This is a genomic window from Arthrobacter sp. NPDC089319 (assembly GCF_040684925.1).
Classification (GTDB): domain Bacteria; phylum Actinomycetota; class Actinomycetes; order Actinomycetales; family Micrococcaceae; genus Crystallibacter.
Map to the genome: position 1 here is coordinate 58,010 of NZ_JBFBGZ010000010.1, position 12,942 is coordinate 70,951.

Annotated in this window: 9 protein-coding genes; 6 read left to right on the top strand and 3 right to left on the bottom strand. The window is 60.5% G+C overall.

All coding sequences use genetic code 11. The features are described from left to right. Positions 1-18: 18 nt before the first annotated feature. The 6 genes from AB0N75_RS14950 to AB0N75_RS14975 all read left to right on the top strand — a co-directional run bounded on the left by AB0N75_RS14950 (position 19) and on the right by AB0N75_RS14975 (position 7,474). Complete coding sequence (locus tag AB0N75_RS14950) at positions 19-783, top strand: SDR family oxidoreductase (protein WP_364651642.1); 765 nt, start codon at positions 19-21, stop codon at positions 781-783. 33 nt (positions 784-816) lie between these two features. Continuing rightward, positions 817-2,070 carry an acyl-CoA dehydrogenase family protein gene (locus AB0N75_RS14955; protein WP_364651470.1) on the top strand — a complete coding sequence of 418 codons (1,254 nt, stop codon included), beginning with the start codon at positions 817-819 and terminating at the stop codon, positions 2,068-2,070. Further along, positions 2,070-3,167 carry a phosphotransferase family protein gene (locus AB0N75_RS14960; RefSeq protein ID WP_364651473.1) on the top strand — a complete coding sequence of 366 codons (1,098 nt, stop codon included), beginning with the start codon at positions 2,070-2,072 and terminating at the stop codon, positions 3,165-3,167. The genes AB0N75_RS14955 and AB0N75_RS14960 overlap by 1 nt, the downstream gene beginning before the upstream one ends. Before the next feature lie 420 nt (positions 3,168-3,587). Further along, positions 3,588-4,775, top strand: a complete 1,188-nt coding sequence (locus AB0N75_RS14965; RefSeq protein WP_364651476.1) for a thiolase family protein — start codon at positions 3,588-3,590, stop codon at positions 4,773-4,775. Then, positions 4,772-5,632: a 3-hydroxyacyl-CoA dehydrogenase family protein gene (locus tag AB0N75_RS14970; protein WP_364651479.1), complete on the top strand. Its 861-nt coding sequence runs from the start codon at positions 4,772-4,774 to the stop codon at positions 5,630-5,632. Before AB0N75_RS14965 ends, AB0N75_RS14970 begins: the two co-directional genes overlap by 4 nt. 408 nt (positions 5,633-6,040) lie before the next feature. Beyond that, positions 6,041-7,474 (top strand): IS30 family transposase, encoded by a 1,434-nt coding sequence (locus AB0N75_RS14975; RefSeq protein ID WP_364651482.1) that lies wholly within the window; start codon positions 6,041-6,043, stop codon positions 7,472-7,474. Positions 7,475-8,416: 942 nt separating this feature from the next. Here the strand turns inward: AB0N75_RS14975 and AB0N75_RS14980 are convergent. The 3 genes from AB0N75_RS14980 to AB0N75_RS14990 all read right to left on the bottom strand — a co-directional run bounded on the left by AB0N75_RS14980 (position 8,417) and on the right by AB0N75_RS14990 (position 12,941). Then, positions 8,417-9,337 carry an alpha/beta hydrolase gene (locus AB0N75_RS14980; RefSeq protein WP_364651485.1) on the bottom strand — a complete coding sequence of 307 codons (921 nt, stop codon included), beginning with the start codon at positions 9,335-9,337 and terminating at the stop codon, positions 8,417-8,419. Beyond that, positions 9,334-10,830 (bottom strand): AMP-binding protein, encoded by a 1,497-nt coding sequence (locus AB0N75_RS14985; RefSeq protein WP_364651488.1) that lies wholly within the window; start codon positions 10,828-10,830, stop codon positions 9,334-9,336. Before AB0N75_RS14985 ends, AB0N75_RS14980 begins: the two co-directional genes overlap by 4 nt. Before the next feature lie 89 nt (positions 10,831-10,919). Beyond that, complete coding sequence (locus AB0N75_RS14990) at positions 10,920-12,941, bottom strand: dehydrogenase E1 component subunit alpha/beta (RefSeq protein WP_364651491.1); 2,022 nt, start codon at positions 12,939-12,941, stop codon at positions 10,920-10,922. Position 12,942: the final 1 nt, after the last annotated feature.

The window sequence follows — 12,942 nt, forward strand, 5'->3', positions numbered from 1 at the left end:
AAGAGGCCATGAGTGACCATGAATCAAGATCTACAGGGAAAAACGGCGATCATAACCGGGGCCAGCCGTGGCATCGGTCTCGGTATCGCCCAGGAGCTTATTGAAAGAGGAGCCAAGGTCTGCTTGACCGCCCGGACAGCTGAGACACTTCAGCAGGTCGTTAAGGCATTTCCCGAGGATTCCGCCATCTTCGTGGCGGGAAAGTCCCACGATCCCTCCCACAGGAGGGAAGTGCTAAATGCTGTCGCCACGAAGTTCGGGGGCTTGGACATCCTCGTTAACAACGCCGGCATCAACCCGGTATATGGACATCTGGCCGACCTGGACTTGAATGCGGCCCGCAAGGTGTTCGAGGTAAATGTCTTCGGGACGCTCGCCTGGACCCAGGAGGTTCTCCGGCACCCCGGGCTGAATTTTCGCCAGCGGGGCGGCCGGATCGTGAACCTTTCCTCGGTCACAGGTGAGAGACCTTCACCGAACATCGGCCTGTACGGAGTGAGCAAGGCCGCCGTTTCCCATTTGACCCGGACGCTTGCCGTCGAGCTGGGCCCAGAGGTGCGCGTGAACGCGGTGGCACCTGCCCTCGTGAAGACGAACTTCGCCAAGGCCCTTTATGAAGGCAGGGAAGAAGATGTCACGAGCCAGTACCCGCTGGGCCGGCTGGGGACTCCCGAAGACATCGCCAAAGCCGTGGGCTATCTGGCCTCCGATGACTCCACTTGGGTTACAGGGCAGGTCATCAACCTCGATGGCGGCCTCATCGTGGCCGGCGGCAGAGCATGACCGTTACCGGTCAGTGACGGAAGGAAAGCCATCATGACAACCGCCCCCACCCGCGTCCAGCACACTCAGGAAACCGTTGAGGAACTCCGCCTCAAGGTCAGACGCTTCATCCACCGGCAGGTCATTCCGGCCGAGCCCCGCCCCGGCGAACAGCTCGACGCGTCCACCCGCAACAGGCTACAGCAGGCTGCAAAAGACGCCGGGGTCTTCGCCCCTCATGTCGGCGTCGAGTTTGGCGGCCAGGGCGTGCCCATCGAGTGGTGGTCGTCGGTCTTCCAGGAGGCCGGATACTCCTCGATCGGCCCTGCCGTACTCAACTGTATGGCCCCGGACGAAGGCAATATGCACATGCTCGGGCTTATCGCCACCGAGGAGCAGAAAGAGCGGTTCCTCGCCCCACTGGCCTCCGGTAGGATCAGATCCTGCTTCGGCATGACCGAACCGCATCCGGGTGCTGGTTCGGACCCCTCCGCCCTGCGGGCTACGGCACGCCGAGAGGGCAACCAATGGGTCCTGAACGGACACAAGCGGTTCTCCTCCGGGGCGAACGGCGCCGGCTTCTGCATCTTCATGGCCCATGCCGACGCCACAGACACGACGCCCGAAGGCGCCACAATGTTCCTGGTGGACATGGACACTCCGGGGGTGCATATCGGCGAACCGATCCACACCATCGACCGAGCCATTATCGGCGGGCACCCCCACATGTACTTTGAGGACGTGAGGGTAGCCGATGACGCCGTTCTAGGTGAGGTCGGTCGCGGCAACAAGTACGCACAGGCGCGCCTCGGCCCTGCCCGACTGACCCATTGCATGCGGTGGCTTGGGCTCGCCCGACGCGCCCTGGACATCGCACTCGACCGCGCCGATCGCCGGGAACTCTTCGGGTCGGAGATGTACAAGCTAGGCATGGCCCAAGAACTCATTGCTCAGTGCGAGATCGACATCGAGACCTCGGATGCAATCATCACCAAGACGGCCCGGCTGCTGGCCGAGGACCCAAAGGCGGGCCAGAACTTGTCCTCCATCGCCAAAGTCCACTGCTCGGAGGCAATCTACCGTGTTATTGACCGGTGCATCCAGATCTGCGGCGGAGACGGCGTCTCCGACGGACTGCCGCTTGCCCAGTTTCTCAATGAGGTCCGCCCGTTCCGCATCTACGACGGCTCTACAGAGACCCACAAGTTCGCCATCTCTCGGCGTGCGTCTTCACGACGCCGGAGGGAGGTCCAAGCCGGTGCTCCCTACCAAGGCGATGCCGTGGTCCGCAAGGAGGGCGACCGCTGATGGTAGCCCTGACGCAGACCCGACCGGACGGCGTGGAGGTCGTCGCCACCTTAGACGAAGCGCAGTCCTTGGAGGTCCCCCCCTTGCTCGTGCTGGAGTCCGTGACGTCGTTCCTCGACGCACAGGGGCTCGGCTCCGGGCCGCTCTCCTGGGAACGGATCGGTGACGGTCAGTCCAATATCACCTACCGCATCCGACGGGGCTGGGAGACTTTCGTGCTGAGACGTGGCCCGCGCCCGCCCCTGGCGAAATCCACCCATGACATGGTCCGTGAGGCCCGCGTCCAACAGCTCCTCGGCGCCCAAGGCGTGCCGGTCCCGGAGATCCTGGCCATCTGCGAGGACGATTCCCTGCTCGGCGTTCCGTTCTACGTGATGTCTTTCCTAGACGGCGAAGTCATCACGAACTCTATTCCGGCCGCTTTGGAAGGCTCGGACCAAAGGGATGCCACCAGCCGAGCCGTAGTGGACACCCTGAGCCTGCTGCACTCGGTGGACGTCAGCAAGGGTGACCTGGCCATGCTTGGCCGTCCGGAGGGATATCTGAAGCGGCAGGTCCAGCGGTTCGCCGGGCTTTGGGACGTCAATACGACGCGTAGCCTTCCCCAAATTCATCAGATCACCGACTGGCTCGAAGCCAACATCCCGGACACCCAAGTGGTGTCCCTCGTTCACGGTGATTACCGCATGGGCAACCTCATGTTCGGCGGCCAAGCACCGGCCGCGGTGATCGGCATTCTCGACTGGGAGATGTCGACTCTCGGTGACCCGCTGGCCGACCTTGGATACTTCACGGCGACCTACACCGAGGCCGGCAGCGCGACCACAGTCATGGAGCTGACCTCCGTGACAGCGCAGCCGGGGTATTGGACCCGCGAGAAGTTCGTGACCCGCTACGCCGAACAGAGCGGTCTGAACGTCGATGCGCTGCCGTGGTACCAGACCCTGGCACTGTGGAAGTCATCGATCTTCTGCGAGGCCATCTACACCCGCTGGCTCAAGGGCGAACGCCCCCACGACACGGTCTTCGGTCCGTCACTCGAGGCCGGCATCCCTCACCTATTGCAGCAAGCCACCACCTACATGAGCCAATTCTGACCGTGTGATCTTCGGATACGAACTCTGGTCCCCACCGAGTCCGCAGGAGAACCGATATGCCCTCAAACCCGACGGCTGAAGTCGACTCATGGGCAACGCCTCGCCAGGAGTCACTGCGACCACGTAGCGAATTACCCGTGAGGGACTATGTGTGGTCCTGGGTTCATGCCGAGTCTCCACGCCAAACCGCTCCTGATGGGGCGATGCCCTCGACCGTTCGTTCGGTTATGAGAGAAGAAACCAACGTCGAGCACATAAGCCTGGGTCACCGAATCCAGATTCAAGAAATTGGAGCGACCGTGCACTTGCAACCGCGGAATATTGACGAGCTGAGAGCCAAGAGATCCCGCAAGCTCTCTCCATCAGGCAACGGTCAGGCCCGGATCAGCACGACCGCAGAGGCAGAAATGGGTGCGACCCATGGCTAGAGACGAACGGGTTGTCGTTGTCGCAGGTGCACGGACGCCCATCGGTTCCTTCGGGTCCGCTTTGCGGACGGTTCCGGCCCATGTGCTTGGCGCGACCGCCGCCAAGGGAGCTCTCCACCGGGCCGGCCTTGCACCAGACACAGTCGACGAGCTCGTCATGGGCTGCATCGGCCAGGTCGGTCCGGAAGCATACAACGCCCGTCGCGTTGCGCTTGAATCCGGTATGCCCGAAAGCACGCCGGCTTTCAACGTCAACCGACTGTGCGGAAGCGGACTCCAAGCGATCTGGGGGGGTGCCCAAGAACTACTCTGGGGCGGAACTGACGTCGTAGTGGCCGGCGGCAACGAAAGTATGAGCACCATGCCTTTTCTCGACTTCAACGCACGGTTCAATAACCGGCTGGGCGACCGGGAACTCGTCGACGGCACAGTTGCCATGCTCACCGATCCGTTTAGCGGGTCACACATGGGTGTAACTGCCGAGAATGTCGCCGAGAAGTATGCAGTGTCCAGGGGCGAGCAAGATGACTTTGCCGCAGAGAGCCAGCGCCGCGCAGCTTCCCAGAAGGCCAGGACTACCTTCGCCGAGGAAATCGTCCCCGTCATGCAGCAAGGCAGGAGTGCTCAAATGGTCGACACCGACGAGCATCCAAAACCGGCAACGACCGCCGAGAAACTCTCCAAGCTGCGCCCCGTATTCCGAGATGGCGGTACAGTGACCGCTGGTAATTCCTCTGGGATTAACGACGGGGCAGCTGCAGTGGTGCTCATGCGGGAAAGGGACGTGGCTGCCCAGCGCCTTCACGGACTGGCAACTCTAGAAGCGGTATCAACGGCCGCCATGTCCCCTGACTTAATGGGCTACGCCCCAGTCTTAGCGCTGGAAAAGCTCTTCGCCCAAACCGGCCTGACTGCGCAAGACATAGGCGTTGTAGAACTCAACGAAGCTTTCGCAGCGCAAGCCGTCGCTGTGATACGGGACGCAGGTCTCGACCCCGAACGCACTAATCCGTACGGAGGAGCAATCGCCTTGGGCCACCCAGTCGGCGCAACCGGGGCGATCCTCAGCGTCCGCGTCGCGCTAGAACTACAACGAAGCAACCTAGAGTATGGGATCGTCACGATGTGTATAGGCGGAGGTCAAGCCTTAGCCGCCCTCTTCCGGAGGTACGACAGGTGAAGCCAATCCAAACCGTTGGCATCGTCGGGTCGGGCACGATGGGACGTGGAATCGCCCACGTCGCATTAGCGTCCGTCGGTCTTTACGTGACACTGCTCGACAGCCAACCACAAGCGTTAGCTTCCGCACAGGCACAGCTCGCGATCGAGTACGACCGACTCGAGACACAGGGAACAATCTCGAGCGAGGAGCGAACCAGACGGGAAGGCGCACTCTCGCTAGCGACGTCCTACGACGAACTCTCCGGGTGCGACCTCATTATTGAGGCGGTGCCCGAAGTCCCGGAGATCAAATTCTCCGTCCTCCGTGAAGTCGCAGCAGTCGCTGGGCCCGCAGCAATCATCGCAAGCAACACCTCTTCGATGTCGATCACGCACCTCTCGTCAGCGGTAACTAATCCGCAGGCGTTCTTTGGCGTCCACTTCTTCAACCCAGTACCGCGCATGCAGCTTGTCGAAGTTGTGCGGACCCCACTTTCCGACAAGCGCCTTGAAGAGCCCATAGTCACATTCATCCTGGAGCGACTTCAGAAAACGCCAATTGTGGTGGAGGATCGACCCGGCTTCGTCGTCAACGCCCTGTTGGTACCGTTCCTACTCGCCGCTGCACGCATGCTCGACACGGGATATGCCACTGCCGAGCAAATCGATGAGGGCCTGAGGCTCGGTGCCGGACACCGTATGGGGCCACTCGCGCTCAGCGACCTGATCGGGCTTGATGTACTCCGGGATATCGGGGAGGCAATCCACAAGGAAACTCGTGACCCCGCCGTTGTGATTCCTAACAACCTGCGTCGCCTAGTGGATGCGGGGCGACTTGGTCGCAAAAGCGGCGCGGGCTTCTTCACCTATGCATGACGTCCGAGCGACGGACCAGCAAGATCCTGCAAGCATGGGGGTGAGCTCTAGGGTATTGACTTCGGCAGTGCCCGACGGTGCATGAAGGGCCCGAACATACGGCAAACCTGCCGACAAACTCGTAATTAGGATCTAGGCGGGCCTTCGCATGGAGGTTCAAACGATCCCAGTCCACGAACTAGGCCCTACAGAAGTTTGAATCCTTTCCGGAAGAATCCGTTCATCTACTCCACCATTCCATCGGACCGAGAGGTCCGTCACCGGCAGCTCGCAGATATGTTTAGCCGAGCCCGTCCACGAAGGATGCGTCGGTTCTGTCGGCAGTCCCTGCCCAATAGGCTCGAGCGGAGCGGGCTCGTACAGCGCGGATTCAATCGGTGAATGCAACAACCTGAAAGGGGTTGTTGCATGGATTTCTCCGATCCAGCGTCGATTCGTCTTGTTGAGTTGGTCCGTTCCGGGCTCTCACTGAAGAAGGCGTCGTACCAGGCTGGCTTGTCTTACGACCAGGGAAGAACGCAGTGGGCAAAGCTTGATGGCCGGGAGCTGCAGGGCGGCAGGCTGGGCGGCCTGCCGAAGCCACCCCGCCCCAAGCCTGCCGTCAGGAGCCGCGGACCGTGGGAATTCACTGATTCTGCCTCGCTGCATTTCGTGGAGCTGGTCAGATCCGGCGTATCCATGCTGGCGGCCTCACGCGAGGCGGGACTGACCTACGACCAAGGCAGGACCCGGTGGGCAAGACTGGGCGACGTGAAACTGCAACTAGGCGCGATCGGCGGGATACCGCGGCCGAAGAAACCGCGGGGACTGACCCCGGATGACATCCCGGCTGCACCGGCAGGCCCGTGCACGGGCCCGGTGACCTTCTATGAACGGTGCATGATCCAACTGCGGCTCCAGGACGGGTGGAAACAAGCCAGGATCGCCAAAGAACTGGGCAGGGATCCGAGCGTGATCAGCCGTGAGCGGCACCGCAACCTGAACAAGGACAGCATCTATGACGCCAGATGCGCCCAGCGCAACGCCGAGAAGCAGCTCAAGCGGCCCAAAGGGTTCAAGCTGTTGGCCAGCCCGGAACTGGTCAAGTTCGTCGAGGACAACATGGACGACGGGTGGAGCCCGAAACTGATCTCCGACGTCCTCAAAAGTCTCTACCCGGAGAATAGAGACATGCAGGTATCGCACGAGACGATCTACCAATGCCTTTACGTTCAAGGCCGGGGTGTCCTTCGTCAGGACCTCTACCGCTGCTTGAGCCTCAAACGCAGTTCCCGACGCTCCCACAGCCGAACAACCAGCATGCGGGGCAGCCGCTACGAAGATGCGCTGACCATCCGCCAGCGTCCTCCAACCGTTCAGGACCGTGCCGTGCCCGGACACTGGGAAGGGGATCTCATCCTCGGTGCCGGCAACACATCGGCGATCGGCACGCTCGTCGAACGATCGACCAGGTTCACGATTCTGCTGCATTTGCCCGGGGACCATACCGCCCATACCGTCGCCGAATCGATGCTGAAGGCCATGGCCGAACTACCCTGGCATCTGCGCCGCTCGATCACTTGGGACCGCGGGGTCGAACTCGCCGACTACGACCGGATCATGCTTGAGCTGCAAGCGCCGGTCTACTTCTGCGATCCGTACTCGCCCTGGCAGCGAGGCTCCAACGAAAACACCAACCGCTTATTGCGGCACTGGTTTGAGAAGGGCAGCGACCTCGCCGGCCATACTCCCGAGGACCTCCGCCGCGTCCAGGACAAACTCAACAGCAGGCCGCGACCAACGCTGAACCTAAAGATTCCGGCCCAAGCACTGACCGAGCTACTCCTGCCACAGGTAGCCTGAGCCCGACTACAAAATTGCATTCACCGATTGAATCCGCCCAGGAACCCAGGTCGCACTGCAATGCCCGGCCAGGTTCATGGACCAGCCGGTACCGGGGCAGCCGGCAGGCACTCCGGCCGGGTCAGGACGGACCCCTTCAAGCCATCGTGTTCGTCCAGCACCTGGCCGACAGCGTAGGCTTCCTGGCCAGCAGCGACCGCACGCGCTCCGAATAGGCCTCGAAGCACGATCCACGGTCCGATTCACCACATCTTTATACGAGCCATGCTGATCGGCGGTAATCGATGCGGGGGACGACACCGGATCACAAGCGCACAGCTCCAAAAGGGCACGAGGTTTGCACACCTTCAGTAACGGAAGTGTCCCGGTGTTCGACATCCGCATAGTTCTCGAGAGGAACCTGCAACATCGCAGTCACCTGGCTGCGGAGAAACACCAATCATGGCGCCCATCCAAGAGTTTTCTGGTGTAAATCTGTGCCCGCAATCGAGACAAAGGCTTGGCCTTTGGCTTGGCCTTCTAAAAAAATTCCGTAGATACTGTCGCATCACTAGCACTTTCGATGATGGAGACAACTTAGGTGAACTCCAGCCTCTGAACTTGGAAGCAGCATACTGGTCGATACAAGAGTGCGCGATGTTGTAGGCGGTAGTTAGGCCTTTGGAGTTCGCGACCGCGTCGGGGCCATATACGGATGTGAACAGCGTCGTGATCTAAACGGAGTGGGGCCACCAACCGGAGGTCCTATTGTCCTAATTAACCCACGCCAGCGCCGTGCTTTCCGGGTCAAGCCGCGTAGCTCGTGGGGGACGAGAGCTGACCGAGCACCGGGCCGCGCGCTGTGACGACCGCGAAGACGTGGACGGACCGCTACCGGTGATGGGAGCCGCGGGGGATCCCGGACGCCGCCCTGGTGCCCCGCCGCCCCCATTCCGGCATCCGTCAGGACTTCATCTTTGATAGCTCCTGCTCGAACCAGTCGCCGGCGTGCTGAGCGCACTGCTCCAGCAACGAACGATTGCTGTAGAGCGCAAGGTGGTCGGACTTAGGGATAACCTTCAGGTCCTTCCGAGTGGTAGGGATCGCGTTGTAAGCCGCGATCTCCTGGTCCCATAACGTGATGTCGTCGTTCTCGGCCACGATTACGAGTGTAGGAGTGTTCACTATGCGTGGCAGGTATGGACGGACGTCGTAGGACATTAGGAGGTCAACCGACTCGAGTGTGGAGTTGAAACTGTAATTGGGTGCTACACCGGTCCGGAACGCGTCGAAAACGCCATATCCTTCGGGAAAAGGCCAAGCCGAAGTCTCCGCGGCGGTATCCAGGGTGAAGTGGGGGACCATGACGTCCACGCCGTCCGTGAAGCGGCGCCGCCGTGCATCGAGGATCTCGGCCTCCAGACGCCGAAAATTTACCGTCCCATGGTTCAGCCTCATGTTTAGGTATCCATCGATTACCGGTATCTGCGACACGATACAACGTACGCGGCTGTCGATCGCTGCGAGAACGAGCGCGTGTCCTCCGCTGTACGAAAGTCCCCACGCACCAATGCGGGTCGCATCAATCTCCGGCAACGTCTCGGCGTAAGAGATGGCGTTGCGGTAATCTTCGATCTGCGCATGCGGGTCGATGTGCTGCCGCCGGTCGCCATCGCTGTCGCCGAAATTCCGATAGTCGAAAAGAAGCGCCGCGATTCCCCGCGAAGCGAATTCCTCAGCATAGTGGGGTTGTACAATCTCCTTCACATAACACCATCCACCAGCCATGACAACGAGAGGGAATGGACCCTCGCCCTCCTCAGGCAGGTAGAGCCAACCGCGGATAGTCGTTCCTTCACTACAGAATGTTATGTCTTGTCTCATGTCATCTTCTTTCGTGGCAGCGAGCGGATTTCAAGAGCAGGGGAGCCGACCAGCAACTCGCGCAAAATATGCTTTTGCACTTTGCCCGAAGGCGTGCGGGGGAGTGCTTCTACAGCGAGAAGCGCCTCGGGGTACTTTTGAACAGCCAGATCAAACGAAGCCAGGTGACGAGTGATTTCCTGAAGGTTGATCCGTCCATCAGCGACGACAACGGCGCATGCTCGTTCGCCCATTAGCGTGTCGGCGAAGCCGACAACGGCGACATCGCGGATAGCGGGATGTTGGACCAAGAGGTCTTCGACCTCTTTCGCGCTAATATTTTCGCCACCCCTGACGATGATGTCTTTCTCGCGACCGACGATCGTGATGGAGCCGTCCTCGTCGATTCGCGCGAGATCACCGGTGCGGAACCACCCGTCGTGCGCAAATGCGGACGCGTTATCCGCCGCGTCCGCATATCCGACGAAGAGTTCCGGACCGTGAACTTCAAGACTGCCGACGCCGTCCCGTACGGAGACGAGCCGCGCACGATTCGCGCCGATAGGATGTCCCTCCGTGTGCATGCGCACCTTTGTTTCGGAGTGGGGATGCACGGTGCACAGCGTCGGTATTTCCGTCGAGCCATAGGTACGGGCTACCTGTGTCTTCATTTTCGTTTCGGCAATCTCAACGAGACTTGCCGGGATGTCAGCTCCCCCGCAGATAAACAACCGAAGATGACTAGTACGTTCGAACTCGCCGTAGGCTTCAGCCAGACCCTGAAGGAAGGGCGTTGCGCCGACAGTCATATCGCACTCTTCCTGCTCGATCACCCGCATCGCGACCAGCGGATCCCAGCGATCCTGAAGCACAACCAGTGAGCGGGTGATCAACGGCATCAAGACTCCGTAGAGAAGTCCCGTGATATGAGTCAGTGGTGACGGCATGAAAACCCTTTCGCCCTCAAGGCCGAATACCGTATCCAGAGAGGTTGACTCACCGATCAGTGTCGCGTGGGTATGTAGAACCCCTTTCGGACGCCCCGTGGTACCCGAGGTGTACATGAGCAGTGCGATGGCGTCTTGGTTGAGAGGTACTCGCGCAAAAGGTGGCGGGGCATCTGGAATATTCGTTGTCGTCAGATCCAGCACCACAGGCGCTTCCTCACCGGCATGCGAAGAGACCGTTGCCTGGGCCAAAGCCGCAGATTGGTCGGCAGCAATGATGACCTTGGGGTTCCAAAGTGATAGGATAACCCCCAATTCGTGCCCTCTATATATCGGGGTGACAGGATTCGCGATTGCACCGAGACCCCAGATGGCGTGCAGGATTGCAATAATTTCCCAGCGGTTGGGTAACTGCACTAAAACGACGTCACCTTCGGCCACACCGTGACGTTGGAGCAGCTTCTGCCATCGAGCGGCTTCTCTGGCGATGTCAGCGACGGTCAGTCGCACGGCACCATCGATGACATACAACTCGTCGGCTCGTTCGGTTACGTTTTTCAGGAGCAAGTCTGTGATCGTCGTACTATCTAGCTGGTGAGCCGGATAACTATGACGGTTCGCGAATGTGGGCGTTAGTGACATTATTTTGCTCGCTCTCAGAATGCAACGGTGTCGCGGATCGTCTGCGAGATCTCCAGAGCGTTAGGCAGCCACTCTCGCTCCAAGGGCGGAGAGTAGGGTGCCGGCGAGAACTTCGCTGCTACGCGCACGATCGGCGCGTCCAGGTACCAGAAACCGTGACGGGCGGCGTAGGCCGCGATTTCTGCGCCCACCCCGAATTGCTCGACTGCCTCGTGGACGATGACGAGGCGACTCGTCTTCTTGACTGACTCCATGACCTGCGCCCGGTCCCAGGGTGAGATTGTACGGAGATCGATGACTTCGACCGAGATACCTTCGCTTTCCAGCTCCTCGGCGACCTCCGCGCACGTAAGTACCATGCGGGAGTATGACACCACAGTCACGTCAGTGCCGGACCGGACGATCCTTGCGCGGCCGATAGGGACTCGATGGTCGCGCACTGGAGCAGGAGAGCGCCGCCCGTAGAGTCCGCGGTTCTCAATGAAGACGACGGGGTTCGGGCTCTCCATCGCGGTTCGCAATAACCCGTAGGCGTCAGAGGAGGTCGCGGGCATCACAACAGTGAGGCCGGGGATGTGCGCGAGCAACGCCTCGAGGCTTTGCGAATGCTGGCTGCCTGCCGACTTGCCCGCACCAAACTGCGTTCGGATTGTCATTCCCAGCTTCGCCCGTCCAGCGGTCATGAAATGCATCTTCGCCGCCTGATTGAGAATCTGGTCGAAGGCAGCTCCGATGAAATCGACGTACATGACCTCGACCAACGGGGTGCCGCCAGCCATTGCGCCTCCGACTGCTAGGCCGAGGAGCGCTGACTCGGAGATCGGAGTATCGATGACGCGGTCTCCGAACCGATCCCACAAACCGCGGGACACTCCGAACACTCCTCCCCCCTTTGCTACATCGATTCCGGCGAAGAAGGCGTCGGGCGCGTCTTCCAGTCCATCGGAGATCGCTTTTCTAATTGCCTCGATATACTTCATCTGCTCACCCGCGATCAGGCCCTTCTCCTTGACCGCGGGCTCAAGCTGTAGGACGTAATCCGCAGCACCGCCCACTTCAGGATCCGGTTCGTTCCACGCCCATTCAGCCGCGGCGGCGATTGCAGTCGCGGCACGCTTCTCGATGTCGAGCAGGGTGCTGGGGCTTACTCCCTCATTGAGGAGGATCGTCTTCGCCCGTATGATCGGGTCACGTTCGAGTGCCTCTTGGAGATGTTGCGAATCGCGGTACTTTTGTTGGTCGCCTTCGTAGTGTCCGTGGAATCGAGACACGAAAGCTTCAACCACAAGCGGGCCATTGGACCGCGCTTCTGTGACGGCGCTGGTCATCGTTTCGATGACCTGGAACAGGTCGCTTCCATCGACCGCTATATACGGTACGCCATACCCCCCCGCGCGTTGGGAAAGCGTCACAGGGTGGCCGTCGGCAGCGGCTGTAAACTCGGCATAGCCGTTATTTTCGCAAAAGAAGATCACCGGCAGGCGCAACAGCGCAGCGAGATTTATCGACTCGTGAAAGAAGCCTTGGGCGACAGCCCCGTCGCCGAAGAATGCAACGGACACAGCACCCGTGTTACCCAGGCGTGCGGCCAAAGCCGCGCCGACTGCGATCGGCAATCCTGCACCGACGATGCCATTGGCACCGAGGATTCCGATGGTGGGATCGGCGATGTGCATCGACCCTCCGCGTCCGCCCACGGATCCGCTAGCGCGCCCGTATAGTTCGGCTAGCATTTCGCGCGCACTCATTCCCTTGGCAAGACAGTGTGCGTGCCCTCGGTGATTTGAAGTGATCCAGTCGCTTGCCGCCAGCGGTGTGCACGCGCCCAAAGCCGAAGCTTCTTGGCCAAGGGCAGTGTGGACGAACCCGGGGATCCTCCCTGCGGCGTACTCCGCCGAGACCACCAGCTCGAACTCGCGGATTGTGCACAACTGCTCGTAAAGGGCGAGCCGATCCACGAGCGGTCCTGCCGAAACCGACTGGACATCCGGAGCCTCAACGGGCATGACGATCGTTTCCCCTCTACTCGCTTGCATG

Coding starts and splice junctions, on each gene's coding strand:
- AB0N75_RS14990 (WP_364651491.1), bottom strand. CDS start 12,941: ATGCAAGCGAGTAGAGGGGAAACGATCGTCATGCCCGTTGAGGCTCCG.
- AB0N75_RS14955 (WP_364651470.1), top strand. CDS start 817: ATGACAACCGCCCCCACCCGCGTCCAGCACACTCAGGAAACCGTTGAG.
- AB0N75_RS14960 (WP_364651473.1), top strand. CDS start 2,070: ATGGTAGCCCTGACGCAGACCCGACCGGACGGCGTGGAGGTCGTCGCC.
- AB0N75_RS14965 (WP_364651476.1), top strand. CDS start 3,588: ATGGCTAGAGACGAACGGGTTGTCGTTGTCGCAGGTGCACGGACGCCC.
- AB0N75_RS14950 (WP_364651642.1), top strand. CDS start 19: ATGAATCAAGATCTACAGGGAAAAACGGCGATCATAACCGGGGCCAGC.
- AB0N75_RS14975 (WP_364651482.1), top strand. CDS start 6,041: ATGGATTTCTCCGATCCAGCGTCGATTCGTCTTGTTGAGTTGGTCCGT.
- AB0N75_RS14980 (WP_364651485.1), bottom strand. CDS start 9,337: ATGAGACAAGACATAACATTCTGTAGTGAAGGAACGACTATCCGCGGT.